We start from the raw sequence: 23023 nt of genomic DNA, 5'->3' as shown, positions 1-23023 counted from the left end.
AAGGGCGCGGCCGGGGGTGCTCGTTTGAGGGGGCGAAAGCCCGTTTGACCGGCGGGAACAGCCGATGAAGTGCGCGGCCGGGACTGCTCGTTTGAGGTATCGGAGGCCCGTTTGTCAATGTCACGTACGTCTCTTATTGGGGGTAGGGTCGGAGGCGGTCGGGGACAGCCCATACAGCTCGCCGGTAACTCATCGGCGTACCTAACGAGGAGATCGGTTCGTGACGATCCGCGTAGGCATCAACGGATTCGGCCGCATTGGTCGCAACTACTTCCGCGCGCTCCTGGAGCAGGGTGCGGACATCGAGATCGTCGGTGTCAACGACCTGACCGACAACGCCACTCTGGTGCACCTGCTGAAGTACGACACCATTCTGGGTCGCCTCAAGCAGAACGTCAGCCACACCGACGACACCATCACCGTCGGCAACCAGACCTTCAAGACGATGGCCGAGCGTGACCCGGCGAACCTCCCCTGGGCGGAGCTGGGCGCCGACATCGTCATCGAGTCGACCGGCATCTTCACCAAGAAGGCCGACGCCGCCAAGCACCTCCAGGCCGGCGCCAAGAAGGTCCTGATCTCCGCGCCCGCCAAGGACGAGGACATCACGATCGTGATGGGCGTCAACCAGGACAAGTACGACGCGGCCCAGCACCACGTCATCTCCAACGCCTCCTGCACCACCAACTGTGTGGCGCCGATGGCGAAGGTGCTCGACGAGAACTTCGGCATCGTCAAGGGCCTGATGACCACGGTCCACGCGTACACCAACGACCAGCGGATCCTGGACTTCCCGCACAGCGACCTGCGCCGCGCCCGCGCCGCCGCGGAGAACATCATCCCGACCTCGACCGGTGCCGCCAAGGCCACCGCCCTGGTCCTCCCGCAGCTCAAGGGCAAGCTGGACGGCATCGCCATGCGCGTGCCGGTCCCCACCGGCTCGGTCACCGACCTGGTGCTGGAGCTGGAGCGCGAGGTCACCAAGGACGAGATCAACACCGCCTTCCAGAAGGCGGCCGAGGGCCAGCTCAAGGGCATTCTCGAGTACACCGAGGACCCGATCGTCTCCTCGGACATCGTGAACTTCCCGGCCTCCTGCACCTTCGACTCGAAGCTGACGATGTCGCAGGGCAAGCAGGTCAAGGTCGTGGGCTGGTACGACAACGAGTGGGGCTACTCCAACCGCCTGGTGGATCTGACCACTTTCGTCGGCGGCCAGCTCTGATCTCTGGTTGACACCGGGGGTACCGAGATGTGAGGACGGGGCTCGTAGGGCGCAAAAATGCGTCGTACGGGCCCCGTCCCGTGACCGACCTACGCAAACGGAGTCACTTCCTCATGAAGACGATCGACGACCTTCAGGTCGCCGGACAGCGCGTCTTTGTCCGCGCTGATCTCAACGTGCCGCTGGACGGCACCACCATCACCGACGACGGCCGGATCCGCGCCGTCGTCCCGACGATCGCCAAGCTCGTCGAGCGCGGCGCCAGGGTGATCGTCGCCTCGCACCTGGGCCGCCCCAAGGGTGCTCCGGACCCGGCCTTCTCGCTCGCCCCCGCGGCGAAGCGGCTGGGTGAACTCCTCGGTCGGGACGTGGCGTTCGCGACGGACACGGTCGGCGAGTCCGCCGCCTCCGTGACCGCCGCGCTGGCGGACGGCCAGGTCGCCGTGCTGGAGAACCTGCGCTTCAACGCGGGCGAGACCAGCAAGGACGACGCCGAGCGCGGCGCCTTCGCCGACCGGCTCGCCGCCTTCGCCGACCTGTACGTGGGCGACGGCTTCGGCGCCGTGCACCGCAAGCACGCCTCCGTCTTCGACCTGCCGAAGCGCCTTCCGCACGCCGCCGGCGACCTGATCGCCACCGAGGTCGGCGTCCTGAAGAAGCTCACCGAGGACGTCAAGCGCCCCTACGTCGTCGCGCTCGGCGGTGCCAAGGTCTCCGACAAGCTCGCCGTCATCGACCAGCTGATCGAGAAGGCCGACCGGATCCTGGTCGGCGGCGGGATGGCCTACACCTTCCTCAAGGCCAAGGGCCACGAGGTCGGCATCTCGCTGCTCCAGGAGGACCAGGTCCCGGCCTGCCTGGAGTACCTCGCACGGGCCGAGAAGCGCGGCGTGGAGTTCGTCCTGCCCGTCGACGTCCTGGTGGCGGCCGAGTTCCCGGACCTGAAGACCAAGGCCCCGGCGCACCCCGACACCGTCGCCGCGGACGGCATCCCGGCCGACAAGGAGGGCCTGGACATCGGCCCCGCGACCCGCGAGCTCTACGCCGCGAAGCTCGCCGACGCGGGCACGGTCTTCTGGAACGGCCCGATGGGTGTCTTCGAGCACCCCGACTACGCGGGCGGCACCCGGGCCGTCGCGCAGGCCCTGCTGGACTCGGACGCCTTCACCGTCGTCGGCGGCGGCGACAGTGCCGCCGCGGTCCGGCTGCTGGGCTTCGACGAGAATGCTTTCGGCCATATCTCGACCGGCGGCGGCGCCAGCCTCGAATACCTCGAAGGCAAGACGCTCCCCGGCCTCGCCGCTCTGGAGGACTGAACACCGTGACTGCTCTTAACGACGGCCGTACCCCGCTGATGGCGGGCAACTGGAAGATGAACCTCAACCACCTGGAGGCCATCGCCCACGTCCAGAAGCTCGCCTTCGCCCTCGCCGACAAGGACTTCGACGCCGTGGAGGTCGCGGTCCTGCCGCCCTTCACCGACCTGCGGTCGGTGCAGACGCTGATCGACGGCGACAAGCTCAAGATCAAGTACGGCGCCCAGGACATCTCCGCGCACGAGTCCGGTGCCTACACCGGCGAGATCTCCGGCCCGATGCTGGCCAAGCTCAAGTGCGCGTACGTGGCCGTCGGCCACAGCGAGCGCCGCCAGTACCACGGCGAGAACGAAGAGATCTGCAACGCCAAGGTCAAGGCCGCCTTCAAGAACGGGATCACCCCGATCCTGTGCGTCGGTGAGGGCCTGGACGTGCGCAAGGCCGGCAACCAGGTCGCGCACACCCTCGCCCAGGTCGACGGCGGTCTGGCGGACGTCCCGGCCGAGCAGGCCGAGACGATCGTGATCGCCTACGAGCCGGTGTGGGCCATCGGCACCGGCGAGGTCGCCACCCCCGAGGACGCGCAGGAGGTCTGCGGGGCCATCCGCGGCCGCCTCGCCGAGCTCTACAGCCAGGAGCTGGCCGACAAGGTCCGCATCCAGTACGGCGGCTCGGTCAAGTCCGGCAACGTCGCCGCGATCATGGCGCAGCCCGACGTCGACGGCGCGCTGATCGGCGGCGCGGCGCTGGACGCGGACGAATTCGTGAAGATCGTCCGCTTCCGCGACCAGTAGCGGCTATGACGAGGGGGAACCCTCGTCGTACCCTGTCGGGGCCGGGACCGGTGCAGCAGCGCCGCCCCGGCCCCGCAGCATAAGCTTCACAGACACTGATCCATTCGTCCGTCCGTCAGTCCTAGAGAGTTGGTCCAGCCGTGGTCATCGGGTTCTCGATCGCCCTCATCGTCTTCAGCCTGCTGCTGATGATGCTGGTGCTCATGCACAAGGGGAAGGGCGGCGGCCTGTCCGACATGTTCGGTGGCGGCATGCAGTCCTCGGTCGGTGGCTCCTCGGTCGCCGAGCGTAACCTCGACCGCATCACCATCGTGATCGCGCTGCTGTGGTTCGCCTGCATCGTCGTGCTCGGCATCCTGATGAAGCTCGGCAACTGACGAGGCGTCGGAGACGCGGCCTATCATGAGGGTGGCGTCCTCGGACGGGTAACTCCAGCCACTGGACGCGCGTTGGGCCTTACGTAGACTGGGGCGTTCCGCAGCGCAGCTGCTGCGAGAGGCTGTGCAGCACCATTACGCAGGGAGTTACGACCGTGGCAAGTGGCAACGCGATCCGAGGAAGTCGGGTCGGGGCGGGGCCGATGGGGGAGGCCGAGCGCGGCGAGTCCGCGCCGCGCACCCGCATCTCCTTCTGGTGCTCCAACGGGCACGAGACGCAGCCCAGCTTCGCCGGCGACGCGCAGGTTCCGGACACCTGGGACTGCCCGCGCTGTGGTTTCCCGGCAGGCAAGGACCGGGACAGCCCGCCGGACCCGCCGCGCACCGAGCCGTACAAGACCCACCTCGCCTACGTCCGGGAGCGTCGCAGCGACGCCGACGGTGAGGCGATCCTCGCGGAGGCGCTCGCCAAGCTCCGCGGCGAGATCTGACGGACCCGTACACACACCGGCCGGCCCGGCCGGAGGGCAGCACGCCCTCCGGCCGGGCCGGCCGCGTATGTGCCCCCGGGGGGCCGCGGGAGAGCGCTCCCGGCGCGGCCCCCCGCGTGCGCCGACACCGGTTCTTCAGCCCCTCGACACCGCCCCGTCCGGCGGCGGACGGATGCCTTCCTCCCCTCCCGGCTTCGCTCGAGTGGTGAGGTGCCCCCCACCGTGCGCTGATCAATTAGGTTGGGAGACGGCGGGGCCGCTACGAGACGAAGAAGGCAGATGTCCGAGATGAACGCAGAAGGCCGCAGCAGGCTCGACCAGTTGCCCGAGTGGACCGCGCTGAGCAAGCACCGCGAGCAGCTGGGGAAGGTGCATCTGCGCGAGCTGTTCGAGCGGGATCCGGCGCGCGCCGAGCGCTACACCCTCCAGGTGGGCGATCTGCACCTGGACTACTCCAAGCACCTGGTCACCGACGAGACGCTGCGGCTGCTGGGCGAACTGGCCTCGGCGACCGGCGTGGCCGGGCTGCGGGACGCGATGTTCCGCGGCGAGAAGATCAACATCACCGAGCACCGCTCCGTGCTGCACACCGCGCTGCGCGCGCCCGGCTCGGCGGTCGTCAAGAGCGACGGGGAGAACGTCGTCCCCGGCGTGCAGGCCGTGCTGACGAAGATGGGCACCTTCGCCGACCGGGTCCGCTCGGGTGACTGGAAGGGCCACACCGGCAAGCGCATCAAGACCGTCGTCAACATCGGTATCGGCGGCTCCGACCTGGGCCCGGCGATGGCGTACGAGGCGCTGCGCGCCTACACCCACCGGGACATGCAGTTCCGCTTCGTCTCCAACGTGGACGGCGCCGACCTGCACGAGGCGGTCCGTGATCTGGACCCGGCCGAGACGCTGTTCATCATCGCCTCGAAGACCTTCACCACCATCGAGACGATCACCAACGCCACCTCGGCGCGCGAGTGGCTGCTGAGCGGGCTGGGCGTGGACGGGGCGGACGCCGTCGCCCGGCACTTCGTGGCGCTGTCGACCAACGCCGAGAAGGTCACCGAGTTCGGCATCAACCCGGACAACATGTTCGAGTTCTGGGACTGGGTCGGCGGCCGCTACTCCTTCGACTCCGCCATCGGCCTGTCGCTGATGGTCGCGATCGGCCACGAGCGCTTCCGCGAGATGCTGGCGGGCTTCCACCTCGTCGACGAGCACTTCCGCTCCGCCCCGGCGCACGAGAACGCCCCGCTGCTGATGGGCCTGCTGGGCATCTGGTACGGCAACTTCTGGGACGCCCAGTCCCATGCCGTGCTGCCCTACAGCCACTACCTCTCCAAGTTCACCGCCTACCTCCAGCAGTTGGACATGGAGTCCAACGGCAAGTCGGTGGACCGTGACGGACAGCGCGTCACCTGGCAGACCGGGCCCGTCGTCTGGGGCACGCCCGGCACCAACGGCCAGCACGCCTACTACCAGCTGCTCCACCAGGGCACCAAGATGATCCCGGCCGACCTCCTCGGCTTCGCCGAGCCGGTCGCCGATCTGCAGCCCCGTCTCGTGCCGCAGCACGACCTGCTGATGGCGAACCTCTTCGCGCAGGGCCAGGCGCTGGCCTTCGGCAAGACGCCGGACGAGGTGCGCGCCGAGGGCGTGGCCGAGGAACTGGTCCCGCACAAGACCTTCCCGGGCAACCGCCCCACCACCACCATCCTGGCCAAGGAGCTCAGCCCCTCCGTGCTGGGCCAGTTGATCGCGCTCTACGAGCACAAGGTGTTCGTCCAGGGCGCGGTCTGGAACATCGACTCCTTCGACCAGTGGGGCGTGGAGCTGGGCAAGGTCCTGGCCAAGCGGGTCGAGCCCGCGCTGACCGAGGGCGCCGAGGTACCGGGGCTGGACGCCTCGACGGCCGGTCTGGTCGCCAGGTACCGCGCACTGCGCGGGCGTTGATCCCGCCGCGTCCCGACGGCGGGCGGCGCTGACGCCGAAGGCCCCGCACCCTTGAGGGGTGCGGGGCCTTCGGCGGGACGGGGGCCGGGCCGGTCAGGCCGACGCCGGCGGGTAGAGCCCGCGCGGCAGTTGCGCCGCGGCGGCCTCGTCCAGCAGCCACAGGGTCCGGCTGCGGCCGCGGGCACCGGCCGCCGGGGCCTGGACCTCGCCGGCCCCGGACAGGGCCATGGCCGCGGCGTTGGCCTTGTCCGCGCCCGCCGCCAGCAGCCAGACCTCCCGTGCCGCGCGGATCGCGGGCAGGGTCAGCGAGACCCGGGTCGGCGGCGGCTTGGGTGCACCGTGCACCCCGACCACCGTCCGCTCCTGCTCGCGCACCCCGGGCAGCTCCGGGAAGAGCGAGGCGACATGGGTGTCCGGGCCGACGCCGAGCAGCAGGACGTCGAAGGACGGCACCGGGCCGTGGTCCTCGGGTCCCGCGGCCGCGGCGAGCCGGGCCGCGTAGGCCTCGGCGGCGGCATCGGCGTCATTGCCGTACGGGCCGTCCGAGGGGGGCATCGGGTGCACCCGGGCCGGGTCCAGCGGGACGCTGTCCAGCAGCACCTCCCGGGCCTGGGTGTGGTTGCGCTCCGGGTCGCCGTCCGGGGCGAAACGCTCGTCGCCCCACCACAGGTCGAGCCGGGACCAGTCCACCGCGTCCCGGGCGGGCGCCTCGGCGACGGCTGCGAGCAGCCCGTTGCCGTTGCGCCCGCCGGTCAGCACCACCGAGGCGGAGCCCCGGGCGGACTGGGCGTCCACGATCTTGGTGATCAGCCGGGCCGCGGCCGCCTTGGCCATCAGCTCCTTGTCGCGGTGGACGACGACCTGCGGAGCACTCACTTGGCGGCTGCCTTCTTCGCGGGCGCCTTCTTCGCCGCGGGCTTGGCCGAGGCGCTCCCGGCCGGCTCCGCGTCCGCCGGGGCGGAGTCCTTGCCCGTGCCGAGGCGGTCCACGCCGTACTTGAGCGCGGCGGCGTAGATGTCGTCCGGGTCGAGCCGGCGCAGCTCCTCGGCGAGCAGCTCGGAGGTGTCGCGCCGCTTGAGCGCCACCGCACGGTCGGGCTGCTCCGGCATGCAGAGCGTGGCCAGCGAACCGTCCGGGCGGTCCAGCACGATCGAGCCGATGCTGGAGTCCATGCGGACGGCGGTCAGGCCGGGGCCGGCCGACACCTTGCGGCTGACCGGGATCTTCAGCCGGTCGGCCAGCCACATGGCGAGCAGCTCGCAGCTGGGGTTGAACTCCTCGCCCTCGACCTCGGCCGAGGCGACCGTGCAGGGTTCCTGGTCCAGCGCCGCCGCCAGCATCGAGCGCCACGGCGTGATCCGGGTCCAGGACAGGTCCGTGTCGCCCGGCGTGTAGGTCTCCGCGCGGGCGGACAGCTCCCGTACCGGCTGCTCGGCGGCGTAGGCGTCGGTGACCCGGCGCTGGGCCAGCGCGCCGAGCGGGTCCTTGGCTGGGTCCAGAGGGGCGTTCACCGCCCACCAGACCACCACCGGGGCATCCGGCAGCAGCAGCGGCAGCACCACGGACTGGGCGTGGTCGATCACCTCGCCGTAGAGCCGGAGTATGACCGTCTCGCCGGTGCCGGCGTCCGTGCCGACCCGCACCTCGGCGTCCAGGCGTGCCTTGGCGCGGTCGCGCGGCGACCGGCTGACCCGCTTGACGACGACGAGGGTGCGGGAGGGGTGCTCCCGCGAGGCCTCGTTGGCGGCCTTGAGGGCGTCGTAGGCGTTCTCCTCGTCGGTGACGATGACGAGGGTGAGCACCATGCCGATGGCGGGGGTGCCGACGGCGCGGCGGCCCTCGACCAGCGCCTTGTTGATCTTGCTGGCTGTGGTTTCGGTCAGATCGATCTTCATGGCCGGCGCCAGCTCCGTCCGTCTCGTGCGAGCATTTCGTCCGCCTCGGTGGGACCCCAGGTGCCCGCCGGATACTGCGCGGGCTTGCCGTGCTTGTCCCAGTACTCCTCGATCGGGTCGAGGATGCGCCAGGACTGCTCGACCTCCTCCAGCCGGGGGAAGAGGTTCGCGTCGCCCAGCAGGACGTCCAGGATCAGCCGCTCGTACGCCTCGGGGCTGGACTCCGTGAAGGACTCCCCGTACGCGAAGTCCATCGAGACGTCGCGCACCTCCAGCGAGGTGCCGGGCACCTTCGATCCGAACCGCACGGTCACGCCCTCGTCCGGCTGCACCCGGATGACCAGGGCGTTTTGCCCCAGCTCCTCGGTGGCGGTGTGGTCGAAGGGGGAGTGCGGGGCGCGCTGGAAGACCACCGCGATCTCGGTGACCCGGCGGCCCAGCCGCTTGCCGGTGCGCAGGTAGAACGGGACGCCCGCCCAGCGGCGGTTGTCGATCCGCAGCTTGACGGCGGCGTAGGTGTCGGTCTTCGACTTGGGGTCGATGCCGTCCTCTTCCAGGTAGCCGACGGCCTGTTCGCCGCCCTGCCAGCCCGCCGCGTACTGCCCCCGGACGGTCTCCTTGCCGAGCTCCTTGGGGATCTTGACCGCGCCCAGCACCTTGGTCTTCTCCGCGACCAGCGCGTCCGCCTCGAAGGAGGCCGGCTCCTCCATGGCGGTCAGCGCGAGCAGCTGGAGGAGGTGGTTCTGGATGACGTCCCGGGCCGCGCCGATGCCGTCGTAGTAGCCGGCCCGGCCGCCGATGCCGATGTCCTCGGCCATGGTGATCTGGACGTGGTCGACATAGCTGCGGTTCCACAGCGGCTCGAACATCGTGTTGGCGAAGCGCAGCGCCAGGATGTTCTGGACCGTCTCCTTGCCCAGGTAGTGGTCGATCCGGAAGACCTCGTTCGTCGGGAAGACGTCGTGGACGATCCGGTTGAGCTCCTGGGCGCTCTGGAGGTTGTGGCCGAAGGGCTTCTCGATGACCGCGCGGCGCCAGGAGCCCTCCTTCTGGTCGGCCAGCCCGTGCTTCTTGAGCTGCTGGACGACCTTGGGGAAGAACTTCGGCGGCACGGAGAGGTAGAAGGCGAAGTTGCCGCCGGTGCCCTGGGCCTTGTCGAGCTCGCTTATCGTCTGCTTGAGCGTCTCGAAGGCTTCGTCGTCGTCGAAGGTGCCCTGGACGAAACGGCAGCCCTGGACCAGCTGCTGCCAGACCTCCTCGCGGAACGGCGTACGGGAGTGCTGCTTGACCGCCTCGTACACCTCCTGCGCGAAGTCCTCGTGCTCCCATTCACGACGGGCGAACCCGATGAGGGAGAAACCGGGCGGAAGCAGACCACGGTTGGCCAGGTCGTACACCGCGGGCATCAGCTTTTTACGGGACAAATCGCCCGTGACGCCGAAGATGACCAGACCCGACGGCCCCGCGATACGCGGGAGCCGTCGGTCTGCGGGGTCACGAAGCGGGTTGGCTCCGCTTGCATCGGACAAAGGAGATCAGCCCTCCGAGGGAGCGAGGCGCTTGAGCTCCGCCTCCGTCGACTTGAGCAGGTCGGTCCAGGAGGCCTCGAACTTCTCCACGCCCTCGTCCTCCAGGAGCTGCACGACATCGTCGTACGAGATCCCGAGCTTCGCGAGCGCACCGAGGTCCGCCTGGGCCGTGTCGTACCGGCCGCGGATGGTGTCACCGGTGATCTCACCGCGGGCCGCGGTGGCCTCCAGGGTGGCCTCCGGCATGGTGTTGACCGTGCCCGGGGCGACCAGCTCGTCCACGTACAGCGTGTCCTTGAAGGCCGGGTCCTTGACGCCGGTCGAGGCCCACAGCGGGCGCTGCTTGTGGGCGCCGGCCTTGTCGAGGGCGGCCCAGCGCGTGGAGGAGAAGACCTCCTCGTACGCCTGGTAGGCCAGTCGGGCGTTGGCCAGCGCGGCCTTGCCCTTGAGGCCCTTGGCCTCGTCCGTGCCGAGCTTCTCCAGGCGCTTGTCGATCTCGGTGTCCACCCGGGACACGAAGAACGACGCCACCGAACGGATCAGGGACAGGTCCAGGCCCGCGGCCTTGGCCTTCTCCAGGCCCGCGAGGTAGGCGTCCATGACCTCGCGGTAGCGCTCCAGCGAGAAGATCAGCGTGACGTTGACGCTGATGCCCAGGCCGATGACCTCGGTGATCGCCGGGAGGCCCGCCTTGGTGGCCGGGATCTTGATCAGCGTGTTCGGGCGGTCCACCAGCCACGCCAGCTGCTTGGCCTCGGCGATGGTCGCACCGGTCTTGTGCGCCAGGCGGGGGTCGACCTCGATCGAGACCCGGCCGTCCTGGCCGCCGGTGGAGTCGAAGACCGGCCGCAGGATGTCGGCGGCGTTGCGGACGTCCGCCGTCGTGATCATGCGGATGGCTTCCTCGACGGTGACCTTGCGGGCGGCGAGGTCGGCGACCTGCTGCTGGTAGCCGTCGCCCGAGGAGATCGCCTTCTGGAAGATCGACGGGTTCGTGGTGACACCGACGACGTGCTGCTGGTCGATCAGCTCGGCGAGGTTGCCGGACGTGATGCGCTTGCGCGACAGGTCGTCCAGCCAGATCGCTACGCCTTCGTCGGAGAGGCGCTTGAGTGCGTCTGTCATGGGTTTTGCATCTCCTACGTGTCGTGTACGGGCGTCAGCGTGCGGTCGCGTCGGCACCGGTGCTCGCGGCGAGCGAGTCCCGGGCGGCGGCCGCGACCGCGTCCGGGGTGAACCCGAACTCGCGGAAGAGGACCTTGGCGTCGGCCGAGGCACCGAAGTGCTCCAGGGAGACGATGCGGCCGGCGTCGCCGACGTAGCGGTGCCAGGTCAGGCCGATGCCGGCCTCGACGGCGACCCGGGCCTTCACGGCCGGGGGGAGCACGCTCTCGCGGTAGTCCCGGTCCTGCTGCTCGAACCACTCGACCGACGGCATCGACACCACACGGGTGGCGACGCCCTCGGACTGCAGCTGCTCGCGCGCCGCGACGGCGAGCTGCACCTCGGAGCCGGTGCCGATCAGCACGACCTGCGGTGCGGCGTCCCCGCCGTCGGGGCCCTCGGCCTCGAACAGCACGTAACCGCCCTTGGCGGCGTTCTCGTTGGCCGGGTACGTCGGCACACCCTGGCGAGTCAGCGCGAGGCCGTGCGGGGCCCCCACGCCGTACTCCTTCGTCCAGCGCTTGAGGATCTCGCGCCAGGCGATCGCGGTCTCGTTGGCGTCGGCCGGGCGGACGACGTTCAGGCCCGGGATGGCGCGCAGCGAGGCCAGGTGCTCGACGGGCTGGTGGGTCGGGCCGTCCTCGCCCAGACCGATGGAGTCGTGCGTCCACACGTACGTCACCGGGAGGTGCATCAGCGCGGACAGCCGGACGGCGTTGCGCATGTAGTCGGAGAACACCAGGAAGGTGCCGCCGTAGACCCGGGTGTTGCCGTGCAGCGTGATGCCGTTCATCTCCGCGGCCATGGCGTGCTCACGGATGCCGAAGTGGATCGTGCGGCCGTACGGGTCGGCGCCCGGCAGCGGGTTGCCCTCGGGCAGGAACGACGAGGTCTTGTCGATCGTGGTGTTGTTGGAGCCCGCGAGGTCCGCGGAGCCGCCCCACAGCTCGGGGATGACGGCACCGAGCGCCTGCAGCACCTTGCCGGACGCGGCGCGGGTGGCCACCGCCTTGCCGGTCTCGAACGCCGGGAGGTGCTCCTCCCAGCCCTCGGGCAGCTCGCCCGCGGCGATCCGGTCGAAGTCCGCGGCGCGCTCCGGGTTGGCGGTGCGCCAGGCGGCGAAGGACTTCTCCCACTCCTTCTTGGCGTCCCGGCCGCGGTCGAGGGCGCCACGGGTGTGCCCCAGCACCTCGTCGGCGACGTCGAAGGACTTCTCGGGGTCGAAGCCCAGGACGCGCTTGGTGGCCGCGACCTCCTCGTCACCCAGCGCCGAGCCGTGCGCGGCCTCGGTGTTCTGGGCGTTCGGGGCCGGCCAGGCGATGATCGAGCGCATCGCGATGAACGACGGGCGGCCGGTCTCGGCCTTCGCGGCCTCCAGGGCCCGGGCCAGACCGACCGGGTCGAGGTCGCCGCTGGGCAGCGGTGCGACGCGCTGGACGTGCCAGCCGTAGGCCTCGTAACGCTTGAGGGTGTCCTCGGAGACCGCGGTCTCGGTGTCGCCCTCGATGGAGATGTGGTTGTCGTCCCACAGCAGTACGAGGTTGCCGAGCTTCTGGTGGCCCGCGGTGGAGGACGCCTCGGCGGAGATGCCCTCCTGGAGGCAGCCGTCACCGGCGATGCAGTAGATGGTGTGGTCGAAGGGGGAGGTGCCCTCGGCGGCTTCCGGGTCGAACAGGCCGCGCTCGTAGCGTGCCGCCATCGCCATGCCGACCGCGTTGGCGACACCCTGGCCCAGCGGGCCGGTGGTGGTCTCCACGCCGGTGGTGTGGCCGTACTCCGGGTGGCCGGGGGTCTTCGAGCCCCAGGTCCGGAACGCCTTCAGGTCGTCCAGCTCCAGGCCGTAGCCGGCGAGGAAGAGCTGGATGTAGAGCGTCAGGCTGGAGTGGCCCGCGGAGAGGACGAACCGGTCGCGACCGGTCCAGTTCGCGTCCGCCGGGTCGTGCCGCATCAGCTTCTGGAAGAGAAGATAGGCGGCCGGGGCCAGGCTCATGGCCGTACCCGGATGGCCGTTACCGACCTTCTGCACGGAATCCATGGCCAGGACACGAACGGTGTCCACCGCCCGCTGGTCCAGTTCGTTCCACTCGAGATCTGTGGTGGTCGGCTTGGTGCTCACCCTGCGTCAGGGCTCCTCTCCACATGTCGAATGCCGCGGACGGTATGTCCGCCAGGCGGTGTCGAGCCTACCCCCGCAAGTGCGTGCGTCTTTTCGACGCTCAGTCGACGTTTCCGGCGCTCAGTCGGTCGGTGCGGGGCGTCGTGGCAGTCGCTTCGGGCAACCACATCGGCACCCGGCGCATTCCCGGCCCGGACCGGGCGGCCGTACCACCAGACTGCCGGGCGCCGGTCCGGTCCGCCTCCCGAACGCAGGGGAGGGAGCGGGTGCGACGGCGGGCCCCGGCGCCCGGGCGGCCGGTGCCCGGTGCCCAACACGAGCCCACCCCCGCGAAGATCGCCGTATGGCCAACGTCTAAAGTGGCGTGGTACGCGCAAGCCCTTCCCCGACGGGTCCAGACCGCCGAAGGAGCTTGCAGGCCTTATCTCTTCTGCGGCAGAGGCCGCTGATGTTACTTCCAGGGGTGTGCGTGACGGCCGTCGAATCCCGTCCTGCGGGTGGGGGTACCGCCCACGCCGTCCAGGCAGTGGGCGAGCCCTCTGAGGTCTCCGCGAGTCCCGGTGACCGGCCGTTCGGGGCCCGTGTCAAGGGCTTCGTGGCGCTGACGAAGCCACGGGTCATCGAGCTGCTGCTGATGACCACGGTGCCGGTGATGTTCCTGGCGGCCCAGGGGGTGCCCGATCTGTGGCTGGTCCTGGCGACCTGCGTCGGCGGGTACCTCTCCGCCGGCGGCGCCGCGGCCTTCAACATGTACCTCGACCGCGACATCGACGCGCTGATGGACCGCACGTCGCAGCGGCCGCTGGTCACCGGCATGGTCTCGCCCCGTGAGTGCCTGGTCTTCGCGACCGCCCTCGCGGTCGGCTCCACCGCCTGGTTCTGGTACTTCGTCAACCCGCTGTCGGCGGCGCTGTCGCTCGGAGCGCTGCTTTTCTACGTCGTCGTCTACACGATGATCCTCAAGCGGCGCACCACCCAGAACATCGTCTGGGGCGGCATCGCGGGATGCATGCCGGTCTTCATCGGCTGGTCCGCGGTGACGAACTCGTTCTCCTGGGCCGCGGTGATCCTCTTCCTCGTCATCTTCTTCTGGACGCCGCCGCACTACTGGCCGCTGTCGATGAAGGTCAAGGAGGACTACGAGCGGGTCGGGGTGCCGATGCTGCCGGCCGTCGCGGGCAACAAGGTCGTCGCGCGCCAGATCGTCGCCTACAGCTGGGTGATGGTCGGCGTCTCCCTGCTGCTCCAGCCGCTGGGCTACACCGGCTGGCTGTACACCGCGGTCGCCCTCCTCTGCGGCGCCTTCTGGCTCAAGGAGGCGCACGGCCTACAGGCCCGCGCCAAGGCCGGGATCACGGGCGCCAAGCTCAAGGAGATGCGGCTGTTCCACTGGTCCATCACCTATGTGTCCCTGTTGTTCGTCGCCGTCGCCGTGGACCCCTTCCTCCGCTAGAGGGTGTGGCGGATCACCCGCACAAAGGGCCGTACTCGCGGGTAGCATGCTGTTCATGGCAGACACCCAGCAGGCGGACGAGCAGGTGGAGACGGCGGGCGGCGCGGCCGCCGGGAAGCGGACCGGCCGGCGCGCGGCCAAACTGGCCCGCGAGATCCGCGCCTTCGCCACCACCCACGGCGGCAGCGCCGAGGGCCAGCTCGCGCACATCGGCCGCGGCCGCATCCGGATCGCCCTCGTCGGGGCCAACGGCGAGTGGGGCAACCTCGTCGCCGACGACATGGACACCGCCAAGGCGGCCGCCGGGAGCGCCGGCCTCACGCTCCAGGACGACTTCGACGGCGATCTCGCCGCCAAGGTCCGCACCGGCCGCTACGAGTGGTCCCGGATGGCGGGCATCCAGGTGGGCGGCCCGGCCAACGCCTGACGGCCGGGCCCGGGCGCCGTGCGCCGGAGCGCACGCCGGAAGCGGAGCCCGCTACCTCGCCACCCCTCCGTCCGTTAGGCCCACCGGGCGCGGCGCTCGTGCCGCCCGGCGGGCTCACGGCGAGGAGGGCGGATGGACGGATCTCCACCGCTCATCGATCAGTACAGCCACGGCGCGGTGCACGGCGAGCTCGGCCTCGGCTCCTTCGAGACCCACCTCGCCGCCGCGGTCGGCGCCCAGGGCCCGGCGCCGGCCGGCACCAGCTACTTCGACACCGTCACCGGCCTGGCGATACGCCGCTGGTGCCCCCCGCTGCTCGGCCTGGAACCGCACTGCCCGCCGGCCCGCTACCTCGCCCGCAGACGCGAGGTCGGGGCCTTCCGCGCCGGACGGATGCTGCTGCGCGGCTGCGGCATCGGCACGTTCCTGCTGGCGGCCGGCGCCCCCGGCGACCTGACCTCGGTCACCGAACTCGCCACCGCCGCCGAGGCCCCCGCGCACGAGGTCGTCCGGCTCGAACCGCTCGCCGAGCAGATCGCCGACACCTCCGGCAGCGTCGACGCCTTCCTCGGCTACACCGCCGAGGCCCTCTACGGTGCGGCCCAGCACGCCACCGCCTTCGCCTCCGGGGCCACCCGGTGCGACGGCCGCGCCCCCGAGGCCGGCGAGGTACGGCGTGCCGCGGACCGCTGGCTGCGCGGGCGCCGCCCCGGGGAGCGGCTCGGTGAGCCCGCCCTGCTGCGGCACCTGCTGTGGAGCGCGGTGGCGACCGGACTGCCGGTGCAGCTGCACTGCCCCGATCCCGCGCCCCTGGTGGCGTTCTTGCGGGCCACGGCCGGCACCGGCCCGGATCTCGTGCTGCTGCCGGCCGCGCCGCACCACCGGCGGGCGGCGCAGCTCGCCGCGCTGCACGCCCATGTGTACGCCGATGCCGGTCCCCGCCCCGAGGACACGCTCGGTCAGGCGCCGTTCGGCAAGCTGCTGTTCTCCTCCGGCGCCCGCGGGCTGCCCGAGCTGTACGTCACCGCCGCCCGGTTCTTCCTGCGCGCCATGGGCCGGCTCGTACGGGAGTGGACCGACGAGGGGCTGTGCGGCGCCGCGGACGGGCGGCGGATCACGGAGATGGTGGGGTCGGGGACCGCGCGCCGGGTCTACCGGCTGGACGCGGCGGCCGGCTGAGGGCCGGACACCTCGTGCGCGTCAGGGGCGGTGGCCCCGGGCTCCCCCTCCGGGAGCGGACCGCGGTCGCGCAGCGACATGGCCACCCGCAGCACACAGATCCACACCAGGGCCGAGCCCAGCATGTGCAGCCCGACGACGATCGCCGGCAGGCCGGTGAAGTACTGGACGTAGCCGATGACGCCCTGCGCGGCGAGGCAGACGAACAGCTCCAGGACCGCGCGGCGGGGGGCGGCCGGCGCCTTGACGGCCCGCAGGGTGAACCACAGGGCGACGGTCAGGCCGATGACGACGTAGACGAAGTCGACGTGCAGCTGGGTGATCTCCTGCCAGTCCACCGCGATCCGGTGGACCTTGCGGGCGTCGCCCGCGTGCGGCCCCGCGCCGGTGACGACCGTGCCGATGACGGTGAGCGCGCCGGACGCCGCCACCAGCAGCCACGCCAGCTGCCGCACCGGGCGGGCCACCAGGTCACGCGGCTGCCCGTCGCCCTCGCCGGCCCGCTTCCAGGTCACCACGGCGACGGTGAGCAGTGCCGTGGAGGCCAGGAAGTGCGCGCTGACGATGTACGGGTTGAGGCCGGTGAGGACCGTGATGCCGCCGACGACGGCGTTGCTCATGACGATCCAGAACTGCGCCCAGCCGAGGCGGGTGAGCGGGCGGCGCCGGGGGTGGCGGGCGCGGGCGGCGATGATGAACAGGCCGACGACCGCGCACAGCACGTAGGTCAGCATGCGGTTGCCGAACTCGATGAGGCCGTTGATGCCCATGGCGGCGGTCGGCGTCAGGCTGTCCGGGGTGCACTTGGGCCAGGTCGAGCAGCCCAGCCCGGACTGGGAGAGCCGGACCGCGCCGCCGGTGACGACGATGATCACGGCCATCACGACGGCGGCCAGCGCGGCCCGCCGCACGAAGGCCGCGGACGGCTGCCAGCGGCGGGCGATCAGCTCAAGGGGATTCAGCGTGTTCGGCACGGGAGACATCGTAGGACGGGCTTTGTGCAAGTTTTCACGAGGGGGTCCCGGCGCCGTGCCGGGTCGCCCCCGGTGCGGTGGCCCGGCCCCGCGCTCCCCGGCTACTCCCAGCGGAAGAACTTCGCCGCCGCGCCCAGCCCGAGGACCGCCCACACGGCGAGGATCCCCAGGTCGGTCCACGGCATCCCGGCGCCGTGCCGGAGGACGTCCCGCAGGCCGTCCGACAGGGCCGAGACGGGCAGGAACTGCAGGACGGACTGCGCGGCCGCCGGGAACTTGGTGAGCGGCACGATCACCCCGCCGCCTACCAGCAGCAGCAGGAAGACCAGGTTGGCGGCGGCCAGCGTCGCCTCGGCCCTCAGCGTCCCCGCCATGAGGAGACCCAGCCCCGAGAAGGCGGCCGTCCCCAGGACGAGCAGCAGCACCACCGGCACCGGGCCGCCGTGCGGGGACCAGCCCAGCGCGAGGGCGATCGCCGTCAGCAGCACGGTCTGCAGAACCTCGGTGACCAGCACCGCGCAGGTCTTGGCGGTCATCAGCGCCCAGCGGGGGAGCGGGGAGACGGCCAGCCGCTTGAGGACGCCGTAGCGGCGCTCGAAGCCGGTGGCGATGGCCTGGCCCGTGAACGCCGTGGACATCACGGCCAGCGCGAGCACGCCCGGCGCGAGGAAGTCCACCGGCTTGCCGGCCCCGGTGTCGACGATGTCGACGGCGGAGAACAGCACCAGCAGCAGCGTGGGGATCACGACGGTCAGCAGCAGCTGCTCGCCGTTGCGCAGCAGCATCCGGGTCTCCAGCGCCGCCTGCGCCCGGATCATCCGGGGCAGCGGCGCGGCGCCCGGCCTGGGGGCGAACGTGCCCGTGGCGGCGCCGGTTTCGGTGGTGGTCATGCGCGCAGCTCCCTGCCCGTCAGCTCGAGGCTGTGCCTTCCCGGGGGGCGACCCCCGGACCCCCGGCCGAATGTCGTGCAGCCCTGATTCATGCGCGCAGCTCCCTGCCAGTCAGCTCGAGGAAGACGTCTTCCAGGGTGTGCCGTTCGACGGCTATCGCGTCGGGCATCACGCCGTTCTGGGCGCACCAGGAGGCGACGGTGGCCAGTAGTTGGGGGTTGACCTTGCCGTGCACCCGGTAGACGCCGGAGACCGGCTCCGCGGCGGCGCTGTCCGCGGGCAGCGCCTTGAGCAGCGAGGCGATGTCCAGGCCCGGCCGGCCGGTGAAGCGCAGGCTGTTCTCGGCGCCGCCGCGGCACAGTTCGTCCGGGGTGCCCCGGGCGATCACCTTGCCGCCGTCGATGATCGACACGTCGTCGGCGAGCTGCTCGGCCTCGTCCATGAAGTGGGTGGTCAGCACCGTGCTGACGCCGTCGGCGCGCAGCTCGCGGACGAGGTCCCAGGTGGCGCGGCGGGCCTGGGGGTCCAGCCCGGCCGTCGGCTCGTCGAGGAAGACCAGTTCGGGGCGGCCGACCACGGCCATCGCCAGCGCCAGGCGCTGCTGCTGGCCGCCGGACAACCGCCGGTAGGGCGTCCGTCCGCAGCTGCCCAGGCCGAGTCGCTCGATGAGCATGCCCACGTCGAGGGGGTCGGCGTGCAGGGTGGCGGTGTGCCGCAGCATCTCCTCGGCCCTGGCGCCCGCGTACACGCCGCCGGACTGGAGCATCACGCCGATGCGCGGCCGCAGCGCCGCGGCGTCGGCGACCGGGTCCAGGCCCAGCACGCGGACCCGGCCGGCGTCCGGGCGGCGGTAGCCCTCGCAGGTCTCGACGGTGGTGGTCTTGCCGGCGCCGTTGGGGCCGAGCACGGCGGTCACCCCGCCGCGCTCGACGGTCAGATCCAGTCCGTCGACGGCGGTCTTGGGGCCGTAGCGCTTGACCAGGCCGACGACCTCGACGGCGGGCTCTCGGCCGGAGGGCCGGGGGACGCCCCCCGGAGAGGTGCTGGGCATGCCGGGCAGTCTACGGAGAGTGGCGGGGCGCTCATCAGTGGGGGCATCGGTGCCGAAAGGCGCCGGGGTACGCAATCCGGGGGTGTGCGGCCGCACTATTTCCGCCGGCCCGTGCGCCCTCTCGCGCCCCTTTCGACCCTGGTCCGCCACGGTCCGCCGATTCCGTCGCCTCGCAGGTCGCGGGGGCTTTCGAGGTGCTCAGGAGGTACTTGAATTAGGTGAGCCTAAGTGATAGAGGCCACCCGTCCGTGGTCCGGGTGAGGCTTGTCTCGCTTCGCCGAATTACGCAACAATGGCGTTGTGAAATACGCGAGCGAGGACCAGGAAGGGCCCGCGGCCGAGCACGCCGCCGGGCCGGCCGCCTCCGCGCCCGAGCAGACCGAGCAGGTCGGGGGCCGCGCCACCGGCGCCGTGCCCCCCGCGGCGCCGCACGACGAACAGCAGGGCACCCGCAACAAGGTCGCCCGCTCCATTCTCGATCACGGTCCCTCCACCGCGGCCGAACTGGCCCTCCGGCTGGAGCTGACCCAGGCGGCCGTCCGCCGCCATCTGGACGCGCTGGCCGCCGACGGCGTCGTCGAGCCCCGCGAGAAGCGGGTCTACGGCACCCGCGGCCGCGGCCGTCCGGCCCGGGCCTTCGCCCTCACCGACTGCGGACGGGACGCCTTCGACCAGGCCTACGACCAGCTCGCCACCGACGCGCTGCGCTGGATCGCGCAGAGCGCGGGCGGCGGCGAGGAGGGCGAGGCGGCCGTCGCGGCGTTCGCCCGCGCCCGGTTCGCCGCCCAGGCCGAGAACTACCGCACGGCGGTCGAGGCAGCCGGGCCGGAGGCCCGTACCGAAGCCCTGGCGAAGGCATTGACCGCGGACGGGTACGCTGCTACGGCGCGCAGCGCGCCCAACCCCCAGCTCGGTGAACAGCTCTGCCAGCACCACTGCCCGGTCGCCCATGTCGCCGAGCGGTACCCGCAGCTGTGCGAGGCGGAGACCGAGGTCTTCTCCCGATTGCTCGGGACCCATGTACAGCGGCTGGCCACCATCGCCCATGGCGACGGGGTGTGCACGACCTTCGTCCCGAAGGCCGGCGCCGGCAAGGCCGCTCACCGCACGCCACGTACCACCAAGACCACCACCGCATCCGCCAGCACGGCCGGGAGGAACCCCGCATGACGCTCCCCACGGAGACTGCTCACCCTGAGCTCGAGGGCCTGGGCAAGTACGAATACGGCTGGGCCGACTCCGACGTGGCCGGCGCTTCGGCGAAGCGCGGGCTCTCCGAGGCCGTCGTCCGCGACATCTCGGGGAAGAAGAGCGAGCCGGAGTGGATGCTCAAGCTCCGTCTCAAGGGCCTGAAGCTGTTCGACAAGAAGCCCATGCCGAACTGGGGCTCCGACCTGTCGGGCATCGACTTCGACAACATCAAGTACTTCGTCCGCTCCACCGAGCAGCAGGCCGCCTCCTGGGAGGACCTGCCCGAGGACATCAAGAACACCTACGACAAGCTCGGCATCCCCGAGGCGGAGAAGCAGCGCCTGGTCGCCGGTGTCGCCGCCCAGTACGAGTCCGAGGTCGTCTACCACCAGATCCGTGAGGACCTGGAGGCGCAGGGCGTCCTGTTCCTGGACACCGACACCGCGCTCAAGGAGCACCCGGAGCTCTTCCAGGAGTACTTCGGCACGGTCATTCCGGTCGGCGACAACAAGTTCGCGTCGCTGAACACCGCGGTGTGGTCCGGCGGCTCGTTCATCTACGTGCCCAAGGGCGTCCATGTCGACATCCCGCTGCAGGCCTACTTCCGGATCAACACCGAGAACATGGGCCAGTTCGAGCGGACGCTGATCATCGTCGACGAGGACGCCTACGTCCACTACGTCGAGGGCTGCACGGCGCCGATCTACAAGTCCGACTCGCTGCACTCCGCGGTCGTCGAGATCATCGTCAAGAAGGGCGGCCGCTGCCGCTACACGACCATCCAGAACTGGTCGAACAACGTCTACAACCTGGTGACCAAGCGCGCCGTCGCCTACGAGGGCGCGACCATGGAGTGGGTCGACGGCAACCTCGGCTCCAAGGTGACGATGAAGTACCCGGCGGTCTACCTCATGGGTGAGCACGCCAAGGGCGAGACCCTGTCCATCGCCTTCGCGGGCGAGGGCCAGCACCAGGACGCCGGCTCCAAGATGGTCCACATGGCGCCGAACACCTCCTCCAACATCGTCTCCAAGTCGGTGGCGCGAGGCGGCGGCCGCACCTCCTACCGCGGTCTGGTCGAGATCGGCGAGGGCGCGGCGGGCTCCAAGTCCAACGTGCTGTGTGACGCCCTGCTGGTGGACACCATCTCCCGCTCGGACACCTACCCCTACGTCGACGTCCGCGAGGACGACGTCTCCATGGGCCACGAGGCGACCGTCTCCAAGGTCAGCGAGGACCAGCTCTTCTACCTGATGGCGCGCGGCCTGTCGGAGGACGAGGCCATGGCGATGATCGTGCGCGGCTTCGTCGAGCCGATCGCGCGGGAGCTGCCGATGGAGTACGCCCTGGAGCTCAACCGGCTGATCGAGCTGCAGATGGAAGGCGCGGTCGGCTGACCCCCGGCCACCGGGCAGCAACGGATTCACGAGGCAGCGTCCTCTTCAAGAAAGCGAGCTAGACGACAGCCATGGCTGAGGCTCAGAACTCCCCCACTCCCGGCACCGCTCGGGCGGGGGGACCCGCACCGGCGGGATCCACGACCACGGGCGCCCTCGCGGTGGCCGCGGAGTCCACCGTCGCCACCCGGATGAGCGCCCCGCCGTCCTACGACGTGGCGGACTTCCCGGTGCCGCACGGCCGCGAGGAGGAGTGGCGCTTCACGCCCCTCGCGCGCCTGAAGGGCCTGCACGACGGCAGCGCCGTGGCCGGTGGTCCCGACCTGAAGATCGACATCACGGCTCCGGAGGGCGTCACCCACCAGCTGGTCGACCGCTCCGACCCCCGGGTCGGCAAGGCCGGCAAGCCCGTGGACCGGGTCGCCGCCCAGGCGTACAGCTCCTTCGAGAAGGCCTCGGTGGTCTCGGTCCCCAAGGAGACCGTGCTGACCGAGCCCATCCGGATCACCGTGCACGGTGAGGGCGGTACGACCTTCGGCCACCAGGTCGTCGAACTCGGCGCGTTCGCCGAGGCGGTCGTCGTCATCGACCACACCGGCGACGCGGTGCTCGGCGCCAACGTCGAGTACCTCCTCGGTGACGGCGCCAAGCTGACCGTCGTCTCCGTCCAGGACTGGGACGACGACGCCGTCCACGTCGGCCAGCACAACGCCCTCGTCGGGCGGGACGCCAGCTTCAAGTCCGTGGTGGTCACCTTCGGCGGCGACCTCGTCCGGCTGCACCCGCGTGTCACCTACGCGGCCCCCGGCGGCGAGGCCGAGTTCTACGGTCTGTACTTCACCGAGCAGGGCCAGCACCAGGAGCACCGCCTCTTCGTCGACCACGAGGCGTCCAACTGCCGCTCGCACGTGGTCTACAAGGGCGCGCTCCAGGGGCAGGACGCCCACGCGGTCTGGATCGGCGACGTCCTCATCCAGGCCTCGGCCACCGGCACGGACACCTACGAACTCAACCGCAACCTCGTCCTCACCGACGGCGCGCGGGTCGACTCGGTCCCCAACCTGGAGATCGAGACCGGCGAGATCGTCGGCGCCGGACACGCCTCGGCCACCGGCCGCTTCGACGACGAGCAGCTGTTCTACCTGATGGCCCGCGGCATCCCGGCCGACGAGGCCCGCCGGCTCGTCGTCCGCGGCTTCTTCGCCGAACTGGTCCAGCAGATCGGTCTCCCGGACGTCGAAGAGCGTCTGATGAGCAAGATCGAGGCCGAGCTGGAAGCGTCCGCGGCATGAGCTACGTACGCGCGGCGGCGCTGAGCGAGCTGGAGGAGGACACCCCCAAGCGGGTGGAACTCGACGGCACGCCCGTCTCCCTGGTCCGCACCGGGGGCGAGGTGTTCGCGATCAACGACATCTGCTCGCACGCCAACGTCTCCCTCTCCGAGGGGGAGGTCGAGGACTGCTCGATCGAGTGCTGGCTGCACGGTTCGAGCTTCGACCTGCGCACCGGCAAGCCGAGCGGCCTTCCCGCGACGCGCCCCGTCCCCGTTTACCCCGTCAAGATCGAAGGGGACGACGTGCTCGTCTCCGTCACCCAGGAGTCCTGAGTTC

General features: G+C 70.8%; 21 protein-coding genes. 13 read left to right on the top strand and 8 right to left on the bottom strand.

All coding sequences use genetic code 11. The features are described from left to right. The first annotated feature begins 220 nt into the window (after positions 1-220). The 6 genes from gap (at position 221) to pgi (ending at position 6147) form a co-directional block, all read left to right on the top strand. Positions 221-1225: a type I glyceraldehyde-3-phosphate dehydrogenase gene (gene gap / locus ACQP17_RS09150; RefSeq protein WP_189099766.1), complete on the top strand. Its 1005-nt coding sequence runs from the start codon at positions 221-223 to the stop codon at positions 1223-1225. 113 nt (positions 1226-1338) lie between these two features. Further along, complete coding sequence (locus ACQP17_RS09145; protein WP_433855809.1) at positions 1339-2541, top strand: phosphoglycerate kinase; 1203 nt, start codon at positions 1339-1341, stop codon at positions 2539-2541. A gap of 38 nt (positions 2542-2579) precedes the next feature. Next, the gene (gene tpiA / locus ACQP17_RS09140; protein ID WP_433859862.1) at positions 2580-3335 is read left to right on the top strand and encodes a triose-phosphate isomerase; all 756 of its coding nucleotides are present in this window, start codon (positions 2580-2582) and stop codon (positions 3333-3335) included. A gap of 140 nt (positions 3336-3475) precedes the next feature. Next, a complete protein-coding gene (secG, locus tag ACQP17_RS09135; RefSeq protein ID WP_189099770.1) occupies positions 3476-3712 on the top strand; it encodes a preprotein translocase subunit SecG in 237 nt (78 codons plus the stop codon). A gap of 155 nt (positions 3713-3867) precedes the next feature. After that, positions 3868-4203: an RNA polymerase-binding protein RbpA gene (locus tag ACQP17_RS09130; RefSeq protein WP_006606296.1), complete on the top strand. Its 336-nt coding sequence runs from the start codon at positions 3868-3870 to the stop codon at positions 4201-4203. A gap of 288 nt (positions 4204-4491) precedes the next feature. Continuing rightward, on the top strand, positions 4492-6147 hold the full coding sequence (pgi, locus tag ACQP17_RS09125; RefSeq protein WP_433859861.1) for a glucose-6-phosphate isomerase: 1656 nt from the start codon (positions 4492-4494) through the stop codon (positions 6145-6147). Positions 6148-6240: 93 nt separating this feature from the next. On the opposite strand, the gene pgl is transcribed toward pgi, so the two are convergent. From pgl to tkt, 5 genes are read right to left on the bottom strand one after another with little or no spacing between them, the layout of a single operon-like run. Next, positions 6241-7023 (bottom strand): 6-phosphogluconolactonase, encoded by a 783-nt coding sequence (gene pgl / locus ACQP17_RS09120; RefSeq protein WP_364877144.1) that lies wholly within the window; start codon positions 7021-7023, stop codon positions 6241-6243. Continuing rightward, positions 7020-8042, bottom strand: a complete 1023-nt coding sequence (gene opcA / locus ACQP17_RS09115) for a glucose-6-phosphate dehydrogenase assembly protein OpcA (RefSeq protein WP_433855808.1) — start codon at positions 8040-8042, stop codon at positions 7020-7022. The genes pgl and opcA overlap by 4 nt, the downstream gene beginning before the upstream one ends. After that, complete coding sequence (gene zwf / locus ACQP17_RS09110) at positions 8039-9571, bottom strand: glucose-6-phosphate dehydrogenase (RefSeq protein ID WP_433855807.1); 1533 nt, start codon at positions 9569-9571, stop codon at positions 8039-8041. Before zwf ends, opcA begins: the two co-directional genes overlap by 4 nt. Before the next feature lie 6 nt (positions 9572-9577). Further along, positions 9578-10696: a transaldolase gene (tal, locus tag ACQP17_RS09105; RefSeq protein ID WP_433855806.1), complete on the bottom strand. Its 1119-nt coding sequence runs from the start codon at positions 10694-10696 to the stop codon at positions 9578-9580. Positions 10697-10730: 34 nt separating this feature from the next. Next, the gene (tkt, locus tag ACQP17_RS09100; protein ID WP_433855805.1) at positions 10731-12851 is read right to left on the bottom strand and encodes a transketolase; all 2121 of its coding nucleotides are present in this window, start codon (positions 12849-12851) and stop codon (positions 10731-10733) included. 469 nt (positions 12852-13320) lie between these two features. On the opposite strand from tkt, the gene ACQP17_RS09095 reads away from it, so the two are divergent. From ACQP17_RS09095 to ACQP17_RS09085, 3 genes are all read left to right on the top strand, one after another. Then, a complete protein-coding gene (locus ACQP17_RS09095) occupies positions 13321-14304 on the top strand; it encodes a heme o synthase (protein WP_433855804.1) in 984 nt (327 codons plus the stop codon). Between the two features lie 46 nt (positions 14305-14350). Continuing rightward, a complete protein-coding gene (locus ACQP17_RS09090) occupies positions 14351-14731 on the top strand; it encodes a hypothetical protein (RefSeq protein WP_433855803.1) in 381 nt (126 codons plus the stop codon). Positions 14732-14863: 132 nt separating this feature from the next. Further along, a complete protein-coding gene (locus tag ACQP17_RS09085; RefSeq protein ID WP_433855802.1) occupies positions 14864-15910 on the top strand; it encodes an amidohydrolase in 1047 nt (348 codons plus the stop codon). Here the strand turns inward: ACQP17_RS09085 and ACQP17_RS09080 are convergent. The 3 genes from ACQP17_RS09080 to ACQP17_RS09070 all read right to left on the bottom strand — a co-directional run bounded on the left by ACQP17_RS09080 (position 15883) and on the right by ACQP17_RS09070 (position 18825). Beyond that, positions 15883-16884 (bottom strand): COX15/CtaA family protein, encoded by a 1002-nt coding sequence (locus ACQP17_RS09080; RefSeq protein ID WP_433855801.1) that lies wholly within the window; start codon positions 16882-16884, stop codon positions 15883-15885. The two genes, ACQP17_RS09085 and ACQP17_RS09080, sit on opposite strands and share 28 nt — an antisense overlap. A gap of 101 nt (positions 16885-16985) precedes the next feature. After that, positions 16986-17774, bottom strand: a complete 789-nt coding sequence (locus ACQP17_RS09075) for an ABC transporter permease (RefSeq protein ID WP_433855800.1) — start codon at positions 17772-17774, stop codon at positions 16986-16988. Positions 17775-17862: 88 nt separating this feature from the next. Beyond that, a complete protein-coding gene (locus ACQP17_RS09070; protein WP_364877163.1) occupies positions 17863-18825 on the bottom strand; it encodes an ABC transporter ATP-binding protein in 963 nt (320 codons plus the stop codon). Between the two features lie 300 nt (positions 18826-19125). Between ACQP17_RS09070 and ACQP17_RS09065 the strand changes: the two genes are divergently transcribed. From ACQP17_RS09065 to ACQP17_RS09050, 4 genes are all read left to right on the top strand, one after another. Then, the gene (locus ACQP17_RS09065) at positions 19126-19995 is read left to right on the top strand and encodes a helix-turn-helix transcriptional regulator (RefSeq protein WP_364877165.1); all 870 of its coding nucleotides are present in this window, start codon (positions 19126-19128) and stop codon (positions 19993-19995) included. After that, a complete protein-coding gene (gene sufB / locus ACQP17_RS09060) occupies positions 19992-21413 on the top strand; it encodes a Fe-S cluster assembly protein SufB (protein ID WP_364877167.1) in 1422 nt (473 codons plus the stop codon). The genes ACQP17_RS09065 and sufB overlap by 4 nt, the downstream gene beginning before the upstream one ends. A gap of 71 nt (positions 21414-21484) precedes the next feature. Then, entirely contained in the window at positions 21485-22705 is a 1221-nt protein-coding gene (gene sufD, locus ACQP17_RS09055; protein WP_364877169.1) for a Fe-S cluster assembly protein SufD, read from the top strand. Further along, positions 22702-23019: a non-heme iron oxygenase ferredoxin subunit gene (locus ACQP17_RS09050; protein ID WP_433855799.1), complete on the top strand. Its 318-nt coding sequence runs from the start codon at positions 22702-22704 to the stop codon at positions 23017-23019. The genes sufD and ACQP17_RS09050 overlap by 4 nt, the downstream gene beginning before the upstream one ends. The last annotated feature ends 4 nt before the right edge of the window (positions 23020-23023 follow it).

The sequence above is a fragment of the Streptomyces kronopolitis genome (assembly GCF_050953795.1).
Taxonomy (GTDB): Bacteria; Actinomycetota; Actinomycetes; order Streptomycetales; family Streptomycetaceae; genus Streptomyces; species Streptomyces kronopolitis_A.
This window is presented reverse-complemented; position numbering and strand designations above follow the sequence as displayed.

Coding starts and splice junctions, on each gene's coding strand:
- ACQP17_RS09050 (WP_433855799.1), top strand. CDS start 22,702: ATGAGCTACGTACGCGCGGCGGCGCTGAGCGAGCTGGAGGAGGACACC.
- ACQP17_RS09145 (WP_433855809.1), top strand. CDS start 1,339: ATGAAGACGATCGACGACCTTCAGGTCGCCGGACAGCGCGTCTTTGTC.
- ACQP17_RS09070 (WP_364877163.1), bottom strand. CDS start 18,825: ATGCCCAGCACCTCTCCGGGGGGCGTCCCCCGGCCCTCCGGCCGAGAG.
- ACQP17_RS09090 (WP_433855803.1), top strand. CDS start 14,351: ATGCTGTTCATGGCAGACACCCAGCAGGCGGACGAGCAGGTGGAGACG.
- sufB (WP_364877167.1), top strand. CDS start 19,992: ATGACGCTCCCCACGGAGACTGCTCACCCTGAGCTCGAGGGCCTGGGC.
- sufD (WP_364877169.1), top strand. CDS start 21,485: ATGGCTGAGGCTCAGAACTCCCCCACTCCCGGCACCGCTCGGGCGGGG.
- opcA (WP_433855808.1), bottom strand. CDS start 8,042: ATGAAGATCGATCTGACCGAAACCACAGCCAGCAAGATCAACAAGGCG.
- tal (WP_433855806.1), bottom strand. CDS start 10,696: ATGACAGACGCACTCAAGCGCCTCTCCGACGAAGGCGTAGCGATCTGG.
- tpiA (WP_433859862.1), top strand. CDS start 2,580: ATGGCGGGCAACTGGAAGATGAACCTCAACCACCTGGAGGCCATCGCC.
- ACQP17_RS09075 (WP_433855800.1), bottom strand. CDS start 17,774: ATGACCACCACCGAAACCGGCGCCGCCACGGGCACGTTCGCCCCCAGG.
- pgi (WP_433859861.1), top strand. CDS start 4,492: ATGAACGCAGAAGGCCGCAGCAGGCTCGACCAGTTGCCCGAGTGGACC.
- ACQP17_RS09085 (WP_433855802.1), top strand. CDS start 14,864: ATGGACGGATCTCCACCGCTCATCGATCAGTACAGCCACGGCGCGGTG.